Source organism: Opitutaceae bacterium (assembly GCA_041395105.1).
Classification (GTDB): Bacteria; Verrucomicrobiota; Verrucomicrobiia; order Opitutales; family Opitutaceae; genus B12-G4.
The window spans coordinates 1,390,664-1,406,976 of sequence record JAWLBB010000001.1 but is presented as its reverse complement, the minus strand read 5'-3'; the positions used below and the strand labels follow the sequence as shown (position 1 = coordinate 1,406,976).

General features: G+C 61.5%; 13 protein-coding genes. 9 read left to right on the top strand and 4 right to left on the bottom strand.

Annotation, left to right across the window (positions count from 1 at the left end; all coding sequences use genetic code 11):
• Window positions 1-2: 2 nt before the first annotated feature.
• Window positions 3-788, bottom strand: coding sequence for an ABC transporter ATP-binding protein (locus R3F07_05540; protein ID MEZ5275823.1), 786 nt, complete (start codon window positions 786-788; stop codon window positions 3-5).
• 235 nt (window positions 789-1,023) lie between these two features.
• On the opposite strand from R3F07_05540, the gene R3F07_05535 reads away from it, so the two are divergent.
• The 4 genes from R3F07_05535 to R3F07_05520 all read left to right on the top strand — a co-directional run bounded on the left by R3F07_05535 (window position 1,024) and on the right by R3F07_05520 (window position 4,489).
• A complete protein-coding gene (locus tag R3F07_05535; protein ID MEZ5275822.1) occupies window positions 1,024-2,211 on the top strand; it encodes a DUF2264 domain-containing protein in 1,188 nt (395 codons plus the stop codon).
• Window positions 2,212-2,424: 213 nt separating this feature from the next.
• On the top strand, window positions 2,425-2,679 hold the full coding sequence (locus R3F07_05530) for a hypothetical protein (GenBank protein ID MEZ5275821.1): 255 nt from the start codon (window positions 2,425-2,427) through the stop codon (window positions 2,677-2,679).
• Between the two features lie 82 nt (window positions 2,680-2,761).
• Complete coding sequence (locus tag R3F07_05525) at window positions 2,762-3,778, top strand: L,D-transpeptidase (protein MEZ5275820.1); 1,017 nt, start codon at window positions 2,762-2,764, stop codon at window positions 3,776-3,778.
• A 177-nt stretch (window positions 3,779-3,955) separates the two neighbouring features.
• On the top strand, window positions 3,956-4,489 hold the full coding sequence (locus tag R3F07_05520; protein MEZ5275819.1) for a GNAT family N-acetyltransferase: 534 nt from the start codon (window positions 3,956-3,958) through the stop codon (window positions 4,487-4,489).
• Between the two features lie 62 nt (window positions 4,490-4,551).
• Here the strand turns inward: R3F07_05520 and R3F07_05515 are convergent, their stop codons facing one another.
• On the bottom strand, window positions 4,552-5,757 hold the full coding sequence (locus tag R3F07_05515) for an ABC transporter permease (protein MEZ5275818.1): 1,206 nt from the start codon (window positions 5,755-5,757) through the stop codon (window positions 4,552-4,554).
• Window positions 5,754-9,071 (bottom strand): ABC transporter substrate-binding protein, encoded by a 3,318-nt coding sequence (locus R3F07_05510; GenBank protein ID MEZ5275817.1) that lies wholly within the window; start codon window positions 9,069-9,071, stop codon window positions 5,754-5,756. Before R3F07_05510 ends, R3F07_05515 begins: the two co-directional genes overlap by 4 nt.
• A 354-nt stretch (window positions 9,072-9,425) precedes the next feature.
• Here R3F07_05510 and R3F07_05505 point away from each other — a divergent pair, with 354 nt between their 5' ends.
• Window positions 9,426-9,908: a GreA/GreB family elongation factor gene (locus R3F07_05505; GenBank protein MEZ5275816.1), complete on the top strand. Its 483-nt coding sequence runs from the start codon at window positions 9,426-9,428 to the stop codon at window positions 9,906-9,908.
• A gap of 356 nt (window positions 9,909-10,264) precedes the next feature.
• Window positions 10,265-12,343: an elongation factor G gene (gene fusA, locus R3F07_05500; protein ID MEZ5275815.1), complete on the top strand. Its 2,079-nt coding sequence runs from the start codon at window positions 10,265-10,267 to the stop codon at window positions 12,341-12,343.
• Between the two features lie 68 nt (window positions 12,344-12,411).
• Here fusA and R3F07_05495 read toward each other — a convergent pair whose 3' ends face one another.
• A complete protein-coding gene (locus tag R3F07_05495) occupies window positions 12,412-13,527 on the bottom strand; it encodes an LptF/LptG family permease (protein MEZ5275814.1) in 1,116 nt (371 codons plus the stop codon).
• Window positions 13,528-13,678: 151 nt separating this feature from the next.
• Between R3F07_05495 and R3F07_05490 the strand changes: the two genes are divergently transcribed.
• Genes R3F07_05490 through rph form a run of 3 tightly spaced genes read left to right on the top strand, consistent with a single transcriptional unit; the run spans window position 13,679 to window position 16,223 of the window.
• Window positions 13,679-15,307: a sodium-dependent transporter gene (locus R3F07_05490; protein MEZ5275813.1), complete on the top strand. Its 1,629-nt coding sequence runs from the start codon at window positions 13,679-13,681 to the stop codon at window positions 15,305-15,307.
• The gene (locus R3F07_05485) at window positions 15,304-15,474 is read left to right on the top strand and encodes a hypothetical protein (protein MEZ5275812.1); all 171 of its coding nucleotides are present in this window, start codon (window positions 15,304-15,306) and stop codon (window positions 15,472-15,474) included. The genes R3F07_05490 and R3F07_05485 overlap by 4 nt, the downstream gene beginning before the upstream one ends.
• Complete coding sequence (gene rph / locus R3F07_05480) at window positions 15,471-16,223, top strand: ribonuclease PH (protein ID MEZ5275811.1); 753 nt, start codon at window positions 15,471-15,473, stop codon at window positions 16,221-16,223. The genes R3F07_05485 and rph overlap by 4 nt, the downstream gene beginning before the upstream one ends.
• Window positions 16,224-16,313: the final 90 nt, after the last annotated feature.

The window sequence follows — 16,313 nt, the reverse complement described above, 5'->3', positions numbered from 1 at the left end:
GTTCAGCCCAGCTTAATCTGACAACGTCCCCGCTTCCGGGTCAGGGTGACACGGGCGTCGAAGGCTTGGGAAAGCAGGTCGTCGGTGAGGATGGTCCACTTCCTCCCTGCCGCAAGGACCCTTCCGTGTTTCAGCAGCAGGACATGGGTGAAGGCGGGAGGGATCTCTTCCACGTGGTGCGTGACCAGCAGGACGGTCGGGGCATCCGGCTTGCGGACCAATCGGTGCACGGACTGCAGAAAACTCTCCCGCGCGACCGGATCGAGACCGGCACAGGGTTCGTCCAGAATCAGGAGGTCCAACTCGGCCATCAAGGCCCTTCCGATCAGGACCCGCTGGCGTTCCCCTTGCGAAAGCACCCGCCAGGTCCGGTCTGCCAGATAAAGACATTCCAGATCCGCCAGGATCTTCCGTGCCCGCCGCTTCTCCGCCCCGGTCGGACTGCCCCAGTAATTGATGATTGCTTCGCGTCCGCTGATCACGATTTCATCCGCCGGCTCGGCCGGTTCAATCGCCTGACGGATCGTGCTGCTGACCACCCCGAAACGTTTGCGCAGCTCACGCCAGTCCACCTCCCCGTAGGTCTGCCCACAGACCCGGACGATTCCTTCGCTCGGAGTCAGGTAGCCGGAAAGGATGCTGAGCAGGGAAGTCTTGCCGGAACCGTTCGCCCCAAGAATCGCCCAATGTTCACCCCGGCCCACCGTCCAATGGATATCCGAGAGAATCCGGGCGTCGCGGACCACGGTGACCCCCTGAAGATCGATGACTGGGACTTTCGCCGGCACACCCCCGACTATTGATCCCGGCGCGTTGCCGTCCAGCCGTAAGAAACTTTCTTGCAAGTGATGAAATGCGCCGTTTTGGCAGAGGGGGCCGCGACGCATGGCACCTCCCGCAGGAACAAATCGGGGATCGAACGCGGCGCCCGGGTCGTCGCCGGCCCGAATCTGCGGCACGCCGGCCCTGAGGAAAACTTCCAGTCCGGCCCGGTTTTTCCGATATGTACCCCTGAGCAACCCAATGAGCGACGCCCAAACCCAGAAAAGCCCGTCGGATCGGCAGAAATGGCTGGATCACCTCCAGCGCATGGCCTCTGCCGTCCTCGAAGCCGCCGCTGAAGGCAAGCTGCATGAGAAGATGCCGGTCGAACAGCATGCCCAGGGAGTCGCCAGGGAGCAGGTGACCCACCTCGAGGCGGTCGGTCGCCTCCTCGCGGGTATCGCCCCGTGGCTGGAGCTTGAGAATCTGCCCGAAGGCCCGGAAAAGGAATCGCAAAGTCGTTACCGGGAACTCGCCCGCAAGGCCATTGTCGCCATCACCAATCCGGCATCGCCCGATTTCTGCAATTTCACGGAATACGGTCAGCCACTCGTCGACGCCGCCTTTCTGGCCCAGAGTCTTGTCCGTGCGCCCGTTCAATTGGTCCAGAAGCTGCCCGAAAAGGGCCGGTACGATCTTTCCAAGGCCCTCCAGTCCACCCGCGGTATCGCCCCGGGCTTCAACAACTGGCTCCTTTTCCCCGCGATGATCGAAGCCGCCCTGCACCGGCTCGATTCCAGGTGGGAGCCGGTCCGAATTGAATACGCAATTCGCCAGCACGAGCAATGGTACCGGGGGGACGGCCTCTACAGCGATGGACCCGTCTTCCACCTCGACTATTACAACAGCTTTGTCATCCACCCAATGCTCCTGGACATCTTCGGCGAAGTCGGGCGCGTCCGCGAATGGATCTCACCCGAGTACCCAAAGATCGTCCTCAAACGGGCCCAACGCTGTGCCGTCCACCTCGAACACCTGATTTCCCCGGAAGCCACCTTCCCACCCCTCGGCCGTTCCCTCGCCTACCGCACGGGATCCCTCCAGCTTCTGGCGCAGCTGGCCCAGAAATCCAGCCTTCCCAAGGAACTCAAACCGGGTCAGGTCCGCTCCGCCCTGACTGCCGTCATGGATCGGATGTTGAGCGCCTCCGGCACCTACGACGAAAACGGCTGGCTCCGGATCGGGTTTTGCGGGAACCAGAGCACCATCGGGGAAAACTATATCTCCACCGGCAGTCTTTACCTGGCCTCCGCGGTTTTACTGCCTCTCGGCCTCGCGGCGGACCAGCCCTTCTGGTCGGCCAACGCCGAGGACTGGACGGCCAAACGTCTCTGGTCCGGCAAACATGCCCCGATCGATCGGGCCCTCTCCGACCGCCCGGTCATCTAGTGTGTTCTGGCAATTGCCGCGGATACCACACCAGGGCGGCAAAAAGCACCCATGGCCGACGTTTCCTGCCGGCTTGGCGACAGAAGCTCCGGCAGGCCACCCCCGAGGCAAAGGCCGAAGGTATGAAAAACCTGTAAATGCCGCCCCTGGGCGGTCGAAAGTCCAATCCTGAAGCCGGCTGGCATTGTTGATGCATTGCTCATCGCGAACACCATGAGATTCATCGACCTAAAACTCTTCATCCTCGACAAACGGATCAGCCACCTGAAAGCCGGGACCCGCGCCCGCTTCGTCAAAGTCCTTCGCCGGCTCAAGCGCCGTCGCGACCATGTCTGGTCGGAACTGATGAGCGTCCGCGATCTCCCCGAAGATGTGGCCTCCCCCGCCATCGAGCATATCACGCTCGAGTGGGAGGCGATCGACCGGTCGATCGCCCGCACGCTCAAGATGCTCCGTCCGGTCCGTTGACCGCCGCGCCGCCGGGCATGCCCTGCCCGGGAGTCGTTCCATCAGGGATCGACTTTCCTTCGGTTTTCACCCCATCATCGGGATGTTGATTTCTCGGAAGAACAGTTCATACCGGGCACTGGCAGGATTCCTTGCAGGACTCGCCGGCACCGCGATCGCCGCTTCCGCCCAAGACCGGATCGAGTTCAAGCCCCCACCACCGCTGCCCTCTCCCCCGCCGGCCGCCAGCAAAACCTTCCAGCCCGGACCGGTTGCCGATCTGCTTGAGGCCCAGATCGCCCTCTGCCGCCGCAGCATTTCCTCCGGGTCCATCGACGGGGTCTACGGTGCCCAGACCCAGGCGGCCCTCAAGGCCTTTCAACAGGCCAACTACCTGCGGGTGAACGGCGAACTCGACTATGCCACCCGACAGAAACTCATCCTGACCCGACCGGCCCTGACCACGATCACCGTGCAGGAGGAAGATCTTGCCGCCCTCCATCCGGTCCCCGGAACCTGGCTGGAAAAGTCCGAAATGGAACATCTCGGCTACGCTTCCATTCTTGAAATGGCCGCCGAACGCGGCCATGCCCATCCCAACCTCATCCGCCGACTGAATCCGTCTGTCGACTGGAATGAGGTTCCTCCTGGAACCGCCCTCTCGATCCCGGATGCAGCCCGGGAGGAGAGTCCGGTGAAGATCGCCACGGCCCTCATCCATCTCGGAGGCAAGACCCTCCAGGCCTACGATGAGCAGGGCCGGCTCCTGATGCACTTCCCCTGCAGTATCGCCCAAAGGGTGGAAAAGCGACCGGTTGGCCGGATCGAGGTCAAGGTCATCGCGACCGACCCCAATTACACCTTTGACCCGGACGTGTTCCCGGAGTCGGCCGAGGCACGCCAATTGAAGCGCAAACTCATGATTCCGCCCGGACCGAACAACCCGGTCGGAGTGGCCTGGGTGGGCCTCAGCCTTCCCGGTTACGGCATTCACGGAACCCCCGAACCCGAGAAAGTCGGCCGGACCGAATCCCATGGCTGTTTCCGCCTCGCCAACTGGAATGCCGCCACCTTTTCCAAAGCTTCCTGGATCGGCATGCCAGTCTACGTGGAAGAGTGAGACCGGGGCGGAGCGGCCGCATGATCCCGGGTTCCGGGCCGGCCGGAGGGCCGCTCTCCCGGACCAACCCGCAGGAAATCCGGCTTTCCATCCGGCATTCGTGTTGATTCGTGAGGCGTGGATGACCGATCCTTCCCACCCCTCAACCCATCACGTTCTCCGATCTCCACGGCCCGCATGAGCACCACGACCATCCGCTATGCCCGACGGGACGAACTCCCCGCTCTCGCCGCACTGGCCCGACGTGTCTGGAAAATCCACTACCCAGGCATCATCACCGAAGGGCAGATCGACTATATGCTCGCACGGGGCTACGCCATCCCGACCCTCGAAGCGGAACTCGAGGCGGGGATCGCCTTCCCCCTGCTCTGGTCGGACGGGAATCTCATCGGGCTCGCCTCCTTCGGCCCGGGCGGCCGACAGGCTGAGGCCAAGCTCCACAAACTCTATCTCGACCCGGACTTCCACGGCCACGGACTCGGTCAAAAGCTGCTCAGCTGGATCGAAGCTGAAGCGGTCGGCCGCGGCTTCAACCGGATCGTCCTCCAGGTCAACAAGCAGAACACGAAGGCCATCGCCGCCTACCGGCGCCGCGGATTCACTGTCCGCACCTCTCTCGTCGTCGACATCGGCGGAGGTTACCTGATGGACGATTACCTGATGGAGAAGGACCTCCTCCTGCCAGGGACGGTCGGCGTCGGAAAGAGTTGACCGACCGCCCCGGAGCGCGGGCCCCCGCCTCCGGTTCCGACCCCGTGCCGCGTTCCCCTTCCTCAACGCGTCGAATAGGGATCGGCCGCATCGCGGAGGCCGTCGCCGAGGAAATTGAAGGCCAAAACGGTGATGATGATGAAGAGGACGGGCGTCAGGTGCCAGGGATAGTCGGCCACCACCTGCAGATTCAGGCAATCCTGGAGCATGACGCCCCAGCTGACGATCGGCGGCCGCAGACCCAATCCGAGAAAACTCAGCGCCGTCTCCCCAAGGATCATTCCCGGGATGCTCAAGGTCAGGGTGACAATGATGTGGCTGGTGAAGCCGGGAAGGAGATGCCGAAAGAGAACCCGGGAGTGGGACGCGCCCAGCAGGCGCGCCGCGATCGCGTATTCCTCTTCCCGCAGCGAGAGGATCTTGCCGCGAACGACCCGGGCCAGCCCCGTCCAGTTGAGCAGACTGAGTACAATCGTAATTGCAAAATAGATACGAAGCGGCGGCCAGGTGCCCGGCACGATCGCGGCGATCGCCATCCAGAGCGGAAGATGGGGAAACGAGTTGATGATCTCAATCAACCGCTGGATCAGGGTGTCGACCCGCCCGCCGACGTAGCCGGAAATCCCTCCAATCAGGGATCCGAGCATGAAGGTGATAACGATGGAGACCAGGCCGATCGAAAGGCTGATGCGGGAGCCGTGGAGCACCCGGCTGAGGATGTCCCGTCCGTAGCGGTCCGCCCCGAGCAGAAGAAACGAGGGCGGAGCCTCCGATGAATCATGGACCGTCGACCGCCATTTCTCCAGGTCGACGCCGAAGAAGTGAAGGCGCGATTCGAAAAGGCCCAAAAATGAATGGCTGTCGCCCTCGACCAGGAAGCCGAGCGGGATCTTCCGGGTCCGGTCCACCCGATAGGTGCGCTTCAGGGTGATCGGATCCTCCTGTCGCACTGAACGATACGAATAAAACCCGTCCGACAGACTGAAGAAGGGCACTTGCGGCGGCGCAAACGAATCGGCGGCATCCCTCCGGTATTGCGAATAGGGTGCAAAGAAACCCGCAAAGACCGCCAGGAAATAGAGAAAGACGATAAGGTAGAGCGCAACCACGGCCACCCGGTGCCGGCGGAACCGCGTCTGGATCAATTGCCATTGGGAAAGGACGGCAATGTCCACGGCCGGGGTGTCCACCGGCAACTCACCTGCCGCCCCTTTCGGAGACGGGGTTCCCGAGGATGGCGGTTTTCCGGAATCGTCCATCGCCTTCATCGTCTTCCCGACTCCATGCGGATTCGCGGATCCAGGGCCATCAACAGCAGATCGCTGACCAGTGTGCCCACCACCCCGAGGACGCTGAGCAGCATGAGCAGGGTGCCCGCCAGGTACATGTCCTCGCTGGTCAGCGCATAGATCATCTCGGGTCCGATGGTCGGCAGGCTGAGAATCATCGCCACGATGGCGCCTCCCGAAATTAACTGGGGAAAGAGCACACCGATCGAGGAGATGAACGGGTTGAGGGCAAGGCGGACCGGGTATTTGAGCAGCAGCTTGACCGGCCGTACCCCCTTGGCCCGGGCCGTCGTGACGTAGGGCTTGCGCAATTCATCGAGAAGATTGCCCCGCATCACCCGGATCATCGAAGCCGTTCCGGCCACACCGAGGACCACGACCGGCAGCCAGAGATGCTCGAGCAGGTTGAAGAATTTGCCCCAGGTCCATTCCGGCTGAGCCCCGTACTCGGCCGAGAACAGGCCGGAGATATTCAAACCGAACCACTGGGAGGCGAAGTGCATGAGGAGCAGGGCGAGCAGGAAATTCGGGATGCACATGCCGAGAAAGCCGAAGAACGTCACCACGTAGTCACCAATTGAATACTGCCGAACGGCCGAGTAGATTCCGATGGGCAACGCCACCATCCAGGTGAAGAGGATCGTTCCCAGGCTGATCACCACGGTGAGAAGGAGGCGGTCCCCGAGCATGTCGTTGACCAGGGCAAGCGTTTCCATTGATCGCCCGAGATGGCCCTGGAGCAGGCCCTTGTCCTCGGGGGAGAAGGTCACGAACCACCGGAGGCCCGACCATCCCAGGTACTGGCCAACGACGGATTGATCCAGCTTGAAGAGAGTCTTGAGTTCCTCGATCCGGCTCATGTCCGCCTGTTCGCCGAGCACTTCATACCGCGATATCATCGATGTGAGGTAGTCGCCCGGCGGCAATTGGATGATGGTGAAGACAACGATCGATATGACAAAAAGGGTCGGACACATGATCAGGATGCGCCGTCCGATGAAGGGATGCCTGAAAGCAACGAGGGCCAACCCGGCCAGCAAACCCGTCAGGAAGAGCCAGCGGAAGGTGCGGCCGACCCATCCGTCTGCCTCAACCGACCCCTCGGGCGCCGAACGCGCCCCGGCCAGGCGGGGCGGCAGCGTCGGCCTGACCATGGCTTCCGCGGTCTGGGCGATCGCTCCGGGCGAATCGCTCGGTTCGTCAAAATAGAAGGTTTCGCGCCCCGACCCGCCCAATCCGAGCATGTCCCAATTGTAAACCACTTGACGGGGTACGTTGTGAAAGCCGTTCTTGACCGCGGCAAAAACGGGGGGGCTGCTCGCGATATTGATCGACCAGAGCTCCTCGGCTGCGATCTTCAGGGCCCCGCGGAAGATCTCCGCCTGTTTGCGGGGGTCCGACTCACGGATGGCACGGTCGTAAATGGCCACCGCTTCCATGATGGGAGAGTCATCCGGTGGTCGCTGGACCCCTTCGCCCAGCCTGACCGCCTTGCCATAATACCCACCCAGATCGAACCAGCGGGCCCAGGCCGAGGCATACCAGGCCCCCCGCGTCAGGGTGAAAAGGCGGGGCAGATTCAGGGGCAGCATCTGGCCGGTGGCCCCGACCACGGAGAACTCGTGCTGCAACCCCTCGAATTCGATCCGGAAGAGATTGACCGAACGTTCCCTGGCCGTCGCCCGGATCCCCACCCGGGCCCAGTCGTCCACGACGCTCTGCAGCATCCCCCCCAGGTAGTTCGTTCCATACTGGAAATTGAGAAAGAAATGCAGGCGACTGCCGTCCGGCAGGGTTCGGAACCCCTCGCTGTCACGTTCAATCAGGCCAATCTCGTCGAGCAGACGGTTCGCGCCGTCGGGATCCAGTCTGGTGAAGGCGTGGTATTGGGCGGGCTCGTGAAAGATCGACTCGGGTCCCGGGCCGGCCTGAACCGCCTCGCTCATCCCGTGGTAGCTCACATCGATGATCTCCTGCCGATTGATCGCCATCGACAGCGCCTGTCGGAAGCGCTTGTCCCGCAGGAGAACGACCTTCCGGGCCCCGATCCGGTCGTTGGGATCGTAGCGGAGGTTGAGGTTCGGAAAGATCAGAGCCGATGATCCGTCGCCGACCGTCCAATGATAGATTTCATAGTCACCGGATTTCCGATTCTCCATCATCATGGTGTAGTCGGAGGGGGAAAAACCGGTCTGCAGCGAGAAATCCCCGTTGGCCGCGGCCAGACTCAGGAGTTCGGTCGACTTGATGTCATACTGGACCCGGTCGAGATAAGGCAGCTGCCGACCGACCGGATCGACGGCGAAATAATAGGGATTGCGAACATACGCATAAGGTGGGGTGGACTTGTGCGTGCGGTAGATGAAGGGCCAGAGTCGGGGATGCTCCACGTTGTCCCAGCTCTTGATCTTGACGTAAAGGGCCGCCGGGCTCGGCATCTGATAGGAATCCATCATTTCCCTTATGAATTCCGGATCCCCCAGCGTCGGATGAAACCGCCTCAGGTAATGTGCCGGGGTGGAGGTCAGGTAGCTGCCCGCGTAGGTCGCGAGGAGATTGAGAAAAATCCCATTGGGTTCATCGAATTCGAAGGCCACGGTCAGCTCGTCGATTTTGCGAATTCGGCCCAATCGCCCCCTGAACTCCATGACTCTGTAGTCAAGGGCGGCCGCATCCCGGCCCAGGGAAGAATCAAGCGCCTCGTATTCCCACCAATAGAGGATGTCGTCCGCCGTGAACAGGGCACCATCGGACCACCGCATCCCTTTGCGCAGATGGAACACATAAGTCCGCCCGCCTTCAAGGATCTCATAGGACTTGGCCACGTGCGGCACGATCGGGTAACCGAGCGGGGACCAGCGCACCAGCTGAGCGTCGGCGTAGAGCGTGCCGAAGGTATCCACATTGCGGGCGGCATTCGTACCCTGCATCCAGGTGCCGCCATAGCGGCCAAGGCCATCCACCCCGAGCATGACGACCGGTTCCGGACCCACCCGCTCGGCCACTGGCGGCAGGATCCCCTGCGCCACCCATCCGGCCAGGATCGGGGACTCCTCTTTCGGATACCACGGCGCCGACACCCCCTCCGAGTAGTCAACCTGCTGATTGATGACCGGAGGATGGGTGGTGTCGTAATGGGTGGACCTAAGGTCTGCGGCAGCGGCAAGCTCATCCGACGAATAGGCGATCGCCAACGGGTCAGGGTCAGGCTCGAGAAGCACCGCCAGCAGGACCAGGAATGCCAGAAAGCCGGACGACGTCAGAAGGAACTTCAGGAATATCCGGATCACCATGGAGAGGAACGTGGGGTCAACCGATCAGAAACAGGAAATAAATCCGATGGCGATCAAACCATTGCTCATCTTATTCGTTGGAAGGCCCCGGAGTTCGTCCTTTAGCGCAGATGGGGCCGGCCGGCCCCACCGAGGCCGACCCCCGGGATCCAAGACGCGATTGTCCGCTCTATCCTGCTTGTAATCAGTGTTCTCTTCATTCATCCTGCGGATTCTCGATCAAGGATCAGATCCTGTCCTCGTTTCCAGAATTCCCCGCTCCTTCACCGTCGTCTTTTTCGCACGCCCGATCGCCCGATACGAATCAGGAAATCCCGCCGGTCCAATACCCTGATTCACCCACCGCAGGCCGTCATGATAGACAAATCGCATCTGATTCAACGTGTCATCGAGTCCCTCAAGGAGGAGCTTGCCGTCATCAGGGATGGGGCCCGTGACGCCTACGAAGAAGCCACCCACGAAGAGAGCCAGCCGGAAAACCGGTTCGACACCCACAGTCTCGAGGCCTCCTACCGCGCGGCCGGACAGGCCAAAGTCGCGGTCGAACTCGAATCCGCCCTGATGCGGTGCCAGTCAATGGAATTGAAAACCTTCGGCGAGGGCGAACCGATCGCGATCGGTGCCATCGTCGAGGTCCAGTCCAAGGATGGGCTCGAGGTATACTTCCTCATCCCGACCGCCGGCGGCGTGGAAATCAAGGACAAGGAGCAGACTATTTCCGTCATCACTCCCCAATCTCCAATCGGGAAACTGCTGGTGGGGCGCCGGGCCGGTGAAACGGTGAGCCAGACGACCTCGACCCGGCCCCGGCAGCTTGAGATTGTCCGGGTCTGCTGAGCCTGTCCCGGGCCGGCCGCACTTGGCGCGCCGATGAACCGCCCGACCCCCGTGATGGACTCGGGGTGTTCCGCTTTGCCTGACCGCGTGCGTTTCCGTCAGTCGGGACCACCTCTGAGGCGACTGTGCGAAAAGAACCATCCGAGATGCCACATAAGGGTTGTTTTTCAGGGTCCCCGACCCTAGAAAACCCCCATGTCCGATCCCCTGCCCTCTCATCGCCCGTTCTGTCACAACGAGGATGAAAACCGGGCGGGAAGGAAGCCCGGGGCACAGGCAGCGGGGGCATCCGAAGGTCCGCCAGCCCGGGCCTCCCGCAAACCCTTTCGTCAAACCATCAATCGTGCAGACACCAAATGAAGGATTATAAACCGGAGGATATCAGAAACTTCGCTGTCGTCGGCCATGCCGCGAGCGGCAAGACGATGCTGACCGAGGCCATGCTGGCCTGCAGCGGCGTCATCAACCGCCTCGGCTCGATCTCGGCCGGCTCGACCGTCTCCGACTACCATGTCAGCGAGAAAGACCACCAGATTTCGGTCCACGCCTCGCTCCTTCACACCGAATGGTTGGACCGCAAGTTCAACATCATCGACACCCCCGGCTACATGGACTTCATTTCTGAAGGACTCGGCGCCATCCGGGTAGGGGATTTCGCCCTGGTGGCGATCAGCGCCACTCATGGTATCGGGATCGGCACCCACCAGGTCTGGGATTACGCCAGCCACTACGGGATGCCCAAGATGATTGTCATCAACGGCCTGGACAAGGAACACGTCGACTTTGACCAGTGTCTCGAATCCTGCCGGTCCCATTTCGGCAAGCAGGTCTTTCCCCTGACTGTCCCGATCAATGCCGGACCGGGCTTCAACCGGGTCCTTGATGTTCCCCGCAGTGAAGTCATCACCTTCAAGACCGATGGCAGCGGCAGTTTCACCGAGGAACCCGCCTCGGGTGAACTCCTCGAAAGAGTCAAGGAACTCCACCGCGAAATGATCGAATTCATCGCCGAGTCCGATGACACGCTCCTTGAGAAGTTTTTCGAACAGGGATCGCTGAGTGAAGAGGAAATGCGCAGCGGCATCCATGCAGCCGTCCAAAGCGAGGCCTTCATACCGCTCTTCGCCACCTCGGCCGAAACCAATGTCGGCGTGGCCCGCCTGATGGACTTCATCGCCAAGTATGGTTCGTCCCCGGTCGACCGGGTCAGGGTGACCGCCCATGAAGAGTCGGGGGCGGAAACCAGCGTCGAGCTGACCAATTCCGAACCGGTGGCCTATGTCTTCAAGACCTTGAGCGAGGCCCATGTCGGCGAGATGTCCTTTTTCCGCGTCTACTCCGGCACTATCCGGGCGGGATCCGACCTCTTCAACAGTGGCCGCAAGGTCAATGAACGCCTTGGCCAGCTCTTCATCCTCAACGGAAAAAACCGCGACCTGGTCGACCACGTCGGCCCCGGTGATATCGGTGCCGTGGTCAAGCTCCGTGACACCCACACCGGGGACACGCTCTGCAGCCCCAAACACATCCTCACCCTTCCCCGGGTGACTTACCCGAAACCGAACATCCACGCCGCCCTCAGGGTCAAGGCCAAGGGCGACGAGGAAAAGATCGCGGTCGGCCTGGCCACGCTTCACGAGGAAGACCCGACCTTCCAGCACCGGGTCGATTCCGAGCTGCACCAGACCGTCATTTCCGGTCAGGGCGAACTCCACCTGCAGATCATCGTGGAACGCCTGAAGCGCCGCTTCAATGTCGAGGTCGAATTGTCCGAACCGCGGGTCCCCTACCGGGAAACTATCCGGGGCAAGGCCGATTCCAAGTACCGCCACAAGAAACAGTCGGGCGGCGCCGGCCAGTTCGCCGAGGTCTGGATGCGGGTCGAGGCCGCACCCCGCGACTCCGGAGTCGATTTCAGTCACAGCCTTGTCGGCACCAATGTCGACCGGGTCTTCGTCCCTTCGGTCGAAAAGGGGGTCCAGGCCGCCTGCAACGAGGGCATCATCTCCGGCTACCGGGTCACCGACGTGAAAATCGACTTCTACGATGGAAAGATGCACCCGGTGGACTCCAAGGACATCGCCTTCCAGATCGCCGGCTATTTCGCCTTCAAGGAAGCCTTCAACAACGCCAAGCCCTGCATGCTTGAGCCCATCTGCGCCATCACGGTCAAGATCCCCGACAGCCACATGGGCGACGTCATGGGCGACATCTCCTCCCGGCGGGGCCGCATCCAGGGAATGGATACCGAAGGCCAGTTCCAGGTGATCAAGGCGCTCGTCCCGCAAAAGGAACTCTATCACTACTCCACCACTCTGCGCTCCCTGACCGGTGGCCGTGGCATGCACACCGAGGAGTTTGATCACTACGAGGAAGTCCCCCGCGAACTCGAGCAGAAGATCATCGCCGCCGCCCGGGCTGCCAAGGAAGAGTGACGGAGGGAGGCATCGCGATGGCGGAATGCGGATGCTTCAGGCTCATCCGCTGATTCCGCAGTCCACCATCAGAACAGCTTGCGCATCAACCAGAGGGCCACCGTCAGCATGATCAGGTTCGGGAACCAGGCGGCGAGAAGGGGGTCGACCAGACCCCGCTCGGCCACGGTCGTGCTGACCACGGTGAGGAGGTAATAGACGAGAAAAAGACCCATTGATTTCGAGACCCCCACCGCGGGGTTCGTCCTCACCCCGGTCACGGCAAAGGGGATGGCCAGCCCGACCATGAGCAGACAACGCATGGTCTCGGCCAGCATCTGGTGGTAGTAGACGGCATGGCTGAGCAGCTTCGGATTCTCCTCCGGAGTCAGGGTCTGCATGATGGATCGCAGCTCGAAGAAGGACAGGTCCTTCGCGTCCTCGCCGAGCAGGAGCATGGTCCGCGGGTCATCCCGATCGGCCGGCAAGGTGAGTCGTTCGAAGGCCACCGGACGGATGACGTCTCCCGTTTCCGGATCAAAGCCGATATCCCGTCCCTTCAGGAAGACCCAGACTCCGTCCACTTCGTCGAAATAGCCTTCACTGGCCATGATCCGCCGGACCTCCCGGCGCGACGAATCCATCTCCGACATGGTCAAGCCATAGGCCCGGAAACTGTATTCACTGAATCGGTTGATGTACCAGAGCCGGTTGTCACGCTGGTTGTCAAAGGCGAGTCCGTAAACAAGACCAACTTCATCGGTGTCCGCCACCTGCGCCTGATGGGCGAATTCCAGATTGTCCCAGAGACGCCGGGACTGTTCGACCGACCAGGGGATCACGCCTCCCTGCAGAAAGAAGAGAAGACCCGAAAGGACAAAACCCACCACCCAGATCCATCGGGTCATGCGGACCAGGCCGATCCCGGCCGATCGCAGTGCCGTGAACTCGTTGTTTCGATGGAGGCGGCCCAGGCTGTAAAGCAGTGAGATCAGGATGGAGATCGGCAGCACCATCTTGAGGAAACTCGGCGCCAGTATCAGGTAGTAGAATCCGATCTGCCCGATGCTGGCCCCGAACCGCAGCAGATCCCGGATCCCGCCAAACATGTCTTCAAGCATGAGCAGACCGAAGGTGGCTCCAGTCACCAGCCCCAGAATTGCCAGCCACTCCGAAAGGATATGACGATCGAGCGTCTTGAACACACCCGCAGTGTCGCCATCTCCGGATTCCTGTCCAGACGAGAAGCAAACCCCTTCGAGTCCCGAGTCCTCCACCCTGCTCCACCGCCCCCGCGGTCTCACCTTCCCAAATAAAGGTTTGGCACGGCCTCCGAGACCGCTTAACTCGACCCACATGTCCCACAAACAGCCGGCGGAAAGCTGGAATTCAAGACTTGGCGTCATCCTCGCCGTCTCCGGCAGCGCCGTGGGACTCGGCAATTTCCTCCGATTTCCGGGCCAGGCCGCCCAGTACGGGGGCGGGGCCTTCATGATCGCCTACTTCGTCTCCCTCCTCGTCATCGGGATGTCGATCTGCTGGGCGGAGTGGACTCTCGGACGATATGGCGGCCGCTACGGCGTCCACTCCAGCCCCGCCCTTTTTGCCCTGCTCATCCGCAGACCCTGGGCCAAGTACCTCGGCGTTCTCGGGATCATCATCCCCATCGGCGTCTACATGTACTATGTCTACATCGAAGCCTGGTGTCTTGGCTATGCCGTCAACTACCTGACCGGCACCCTCGGTCAGGTCGGAATGGATTCCGGGGCCTATTTCGCGCGCTTCGTCGGCCTGAACCATGATGGGTTCGCCATCGGTTTCAGCCTCGACCAGGTGGGCATTTTCGTCATCGCCGTCTATTTCCTCAACTACTTCCTGATCTACCGCGGCCTCTCCCGGGGCATCGAACTTTTCTGCAAGTTCGCCATGCCCTCACTCATCGTCATCGCGGTCATCATCCTTGTCCGCGTTCTCACCCTCGGGGCTCCCATCCCCGACAAACCCGAACAGTCCGTCCTCGCGGGTCTGGGCTTCATGTGGAACCCCGGCGATGTCGCCCACCAGCTGAAGAATCCGGAACTCTGGATGGCCGCCGCCGGACAGATCTTCTTCTCTCTCTCGGTCGGCTTCGGAATCATCGCGACCTACGCCAGCTACCTGAAGGATACCGACGACGTGGTTCTGAGCGGCCTCACCGCAACCAGCGCCAATGAGTTCTGCGAAGTGGGCCTCGGGGGACTGATCACCCTGCCCGCCGGTTTCGTGTTTCTCGGCGCGGCCGGCCTCGTCGGCCAGGGCACTTTCGGCCTCGGCTTCAATGTGCTTCCGATCGTCTTTGCCACCATGCCGTTCGGGGCCTTTTTCGGGTTCCTCTTCTTTTTCCTCCTCTTCCTCGCCGCCGTCACCAGTTCCCTCTCCATGCTGCAGCCGGGCATCGCCTTCCTTGAAGAGGCCCTCTCGATCCGCCGCCGGGAGTCGGTGGCCATCCTCGGAGTCCTGACCGGAATGGGCTCGATGTTCGTCTGGTATTTCAGCCAGAACCTGAAGGCACTCGACACCATTGATTTCTGGGCCGGAACCTTCTTCATCTTCATCCAGGGCTTCCTCATGATCATCCTCTTCTCGTGGGTCATGGGAGTGGAACGGGGCTTCGAGGAAGCTCACCGGGGGGCGGCCTTCCGCATCCCGGATTTCTTCAAACCGATCATGAAGTACGTTGCCCCCGCCTACCTCATGATCATCTTCGTCCTCTGGGTCCTCTTCAACCTGCTTGGCTGGAACGGCCAATTCGCCGGTGCCTCCTTCAACCCGACCGGATACGTGGTCGATCTTCTCGGGTCGGAAACCCGACCCGCCAGCACGGTGGCCCGCCTCAGCGTGGGCATCATGATCCTCTTCACCGTCTTTATCTCCATCGTCGTCTCGATCACCGGAAAACGCTGGGACGAGAAATTCAAGAACCTTCCGAAAGGATTCACCTCATGACAACCGGAGGTTGGGTGACCATGACCATCTCGGTCGGTTTCGTGACCGGCCTGTTCGCCTGGTGTATTTATAAAGTAATGACAACTTCCGGGGAATCCGAGAAGATGCACGGCTTCGAGTTCGAGACACCCGACGAAAAGGAAGCCCATGAAAACAGAAATCGATGACTGAGCCCAACCGCATCGACGGCCGGGCTGACGACCAGCTCCGCCCGATCCAGTTCGAGGCCGGCATCGCGCCGCACGCTTCCGGATCCGTCCTCGTCAGCTTCGGCCACACCCGGGTCATCTGCGCCGCCACCATCGACCGGCGCGTCCCCGCCTGGATGCGCCAACAGGGCGTGACCGGCGGCTGGTTGACCGCCGAGTACTCCATGCTGCCCTACAGCACCCACGAGCGCAAATCGCGCGACATTTCCCGTGGGAAAATGGACGGGCGCACCGTCGAGATCCAACGGTTGATCGGTCGCGCCATGCGCGCCGTGGTCGACCTGCAGAAGCTCCCCGATCACACCCTCTGGATCGACTGCGATGTCCTCCAGGCCGACGGCGGCACCCGGACCGCCTCCATCACCGGGGCCTACCTCGCGGGCCGGCTCGCCGTCCAGCAACTGGTCGACTCCGGCAAGATCGCAGAAAATCCGTTTCGGGATTCCATCGCCGCGGTCAGCGTCGGCATGTTCGAGGGCCGCCCGGTTCTCGATCTGCCCTACCTCGAAGACAAGGACGCCACCGTCGACTTCAACGTCGTCATGACCGGACAGGGACAATACGTCGAAGTCCAGGGCTCGGGCGAAGAGGCCACCTTCTCGGAGGAAGAGTTCCAGGCGTTGACCCGGTTGGCGAAAAAAGGCATAAGCGAAATTGCTGCCATGCAGGCGGGATTCCTAATGAAGCACCTGCTCGGATCAGGATAACCTAGACGCAGTTATCCCCTGCGGTTAACCTTTGCCCCCAATCCGGGTCCGCGCTCTCCCGGCCCACCGGTTTTTCTCTTCTCCCACGAC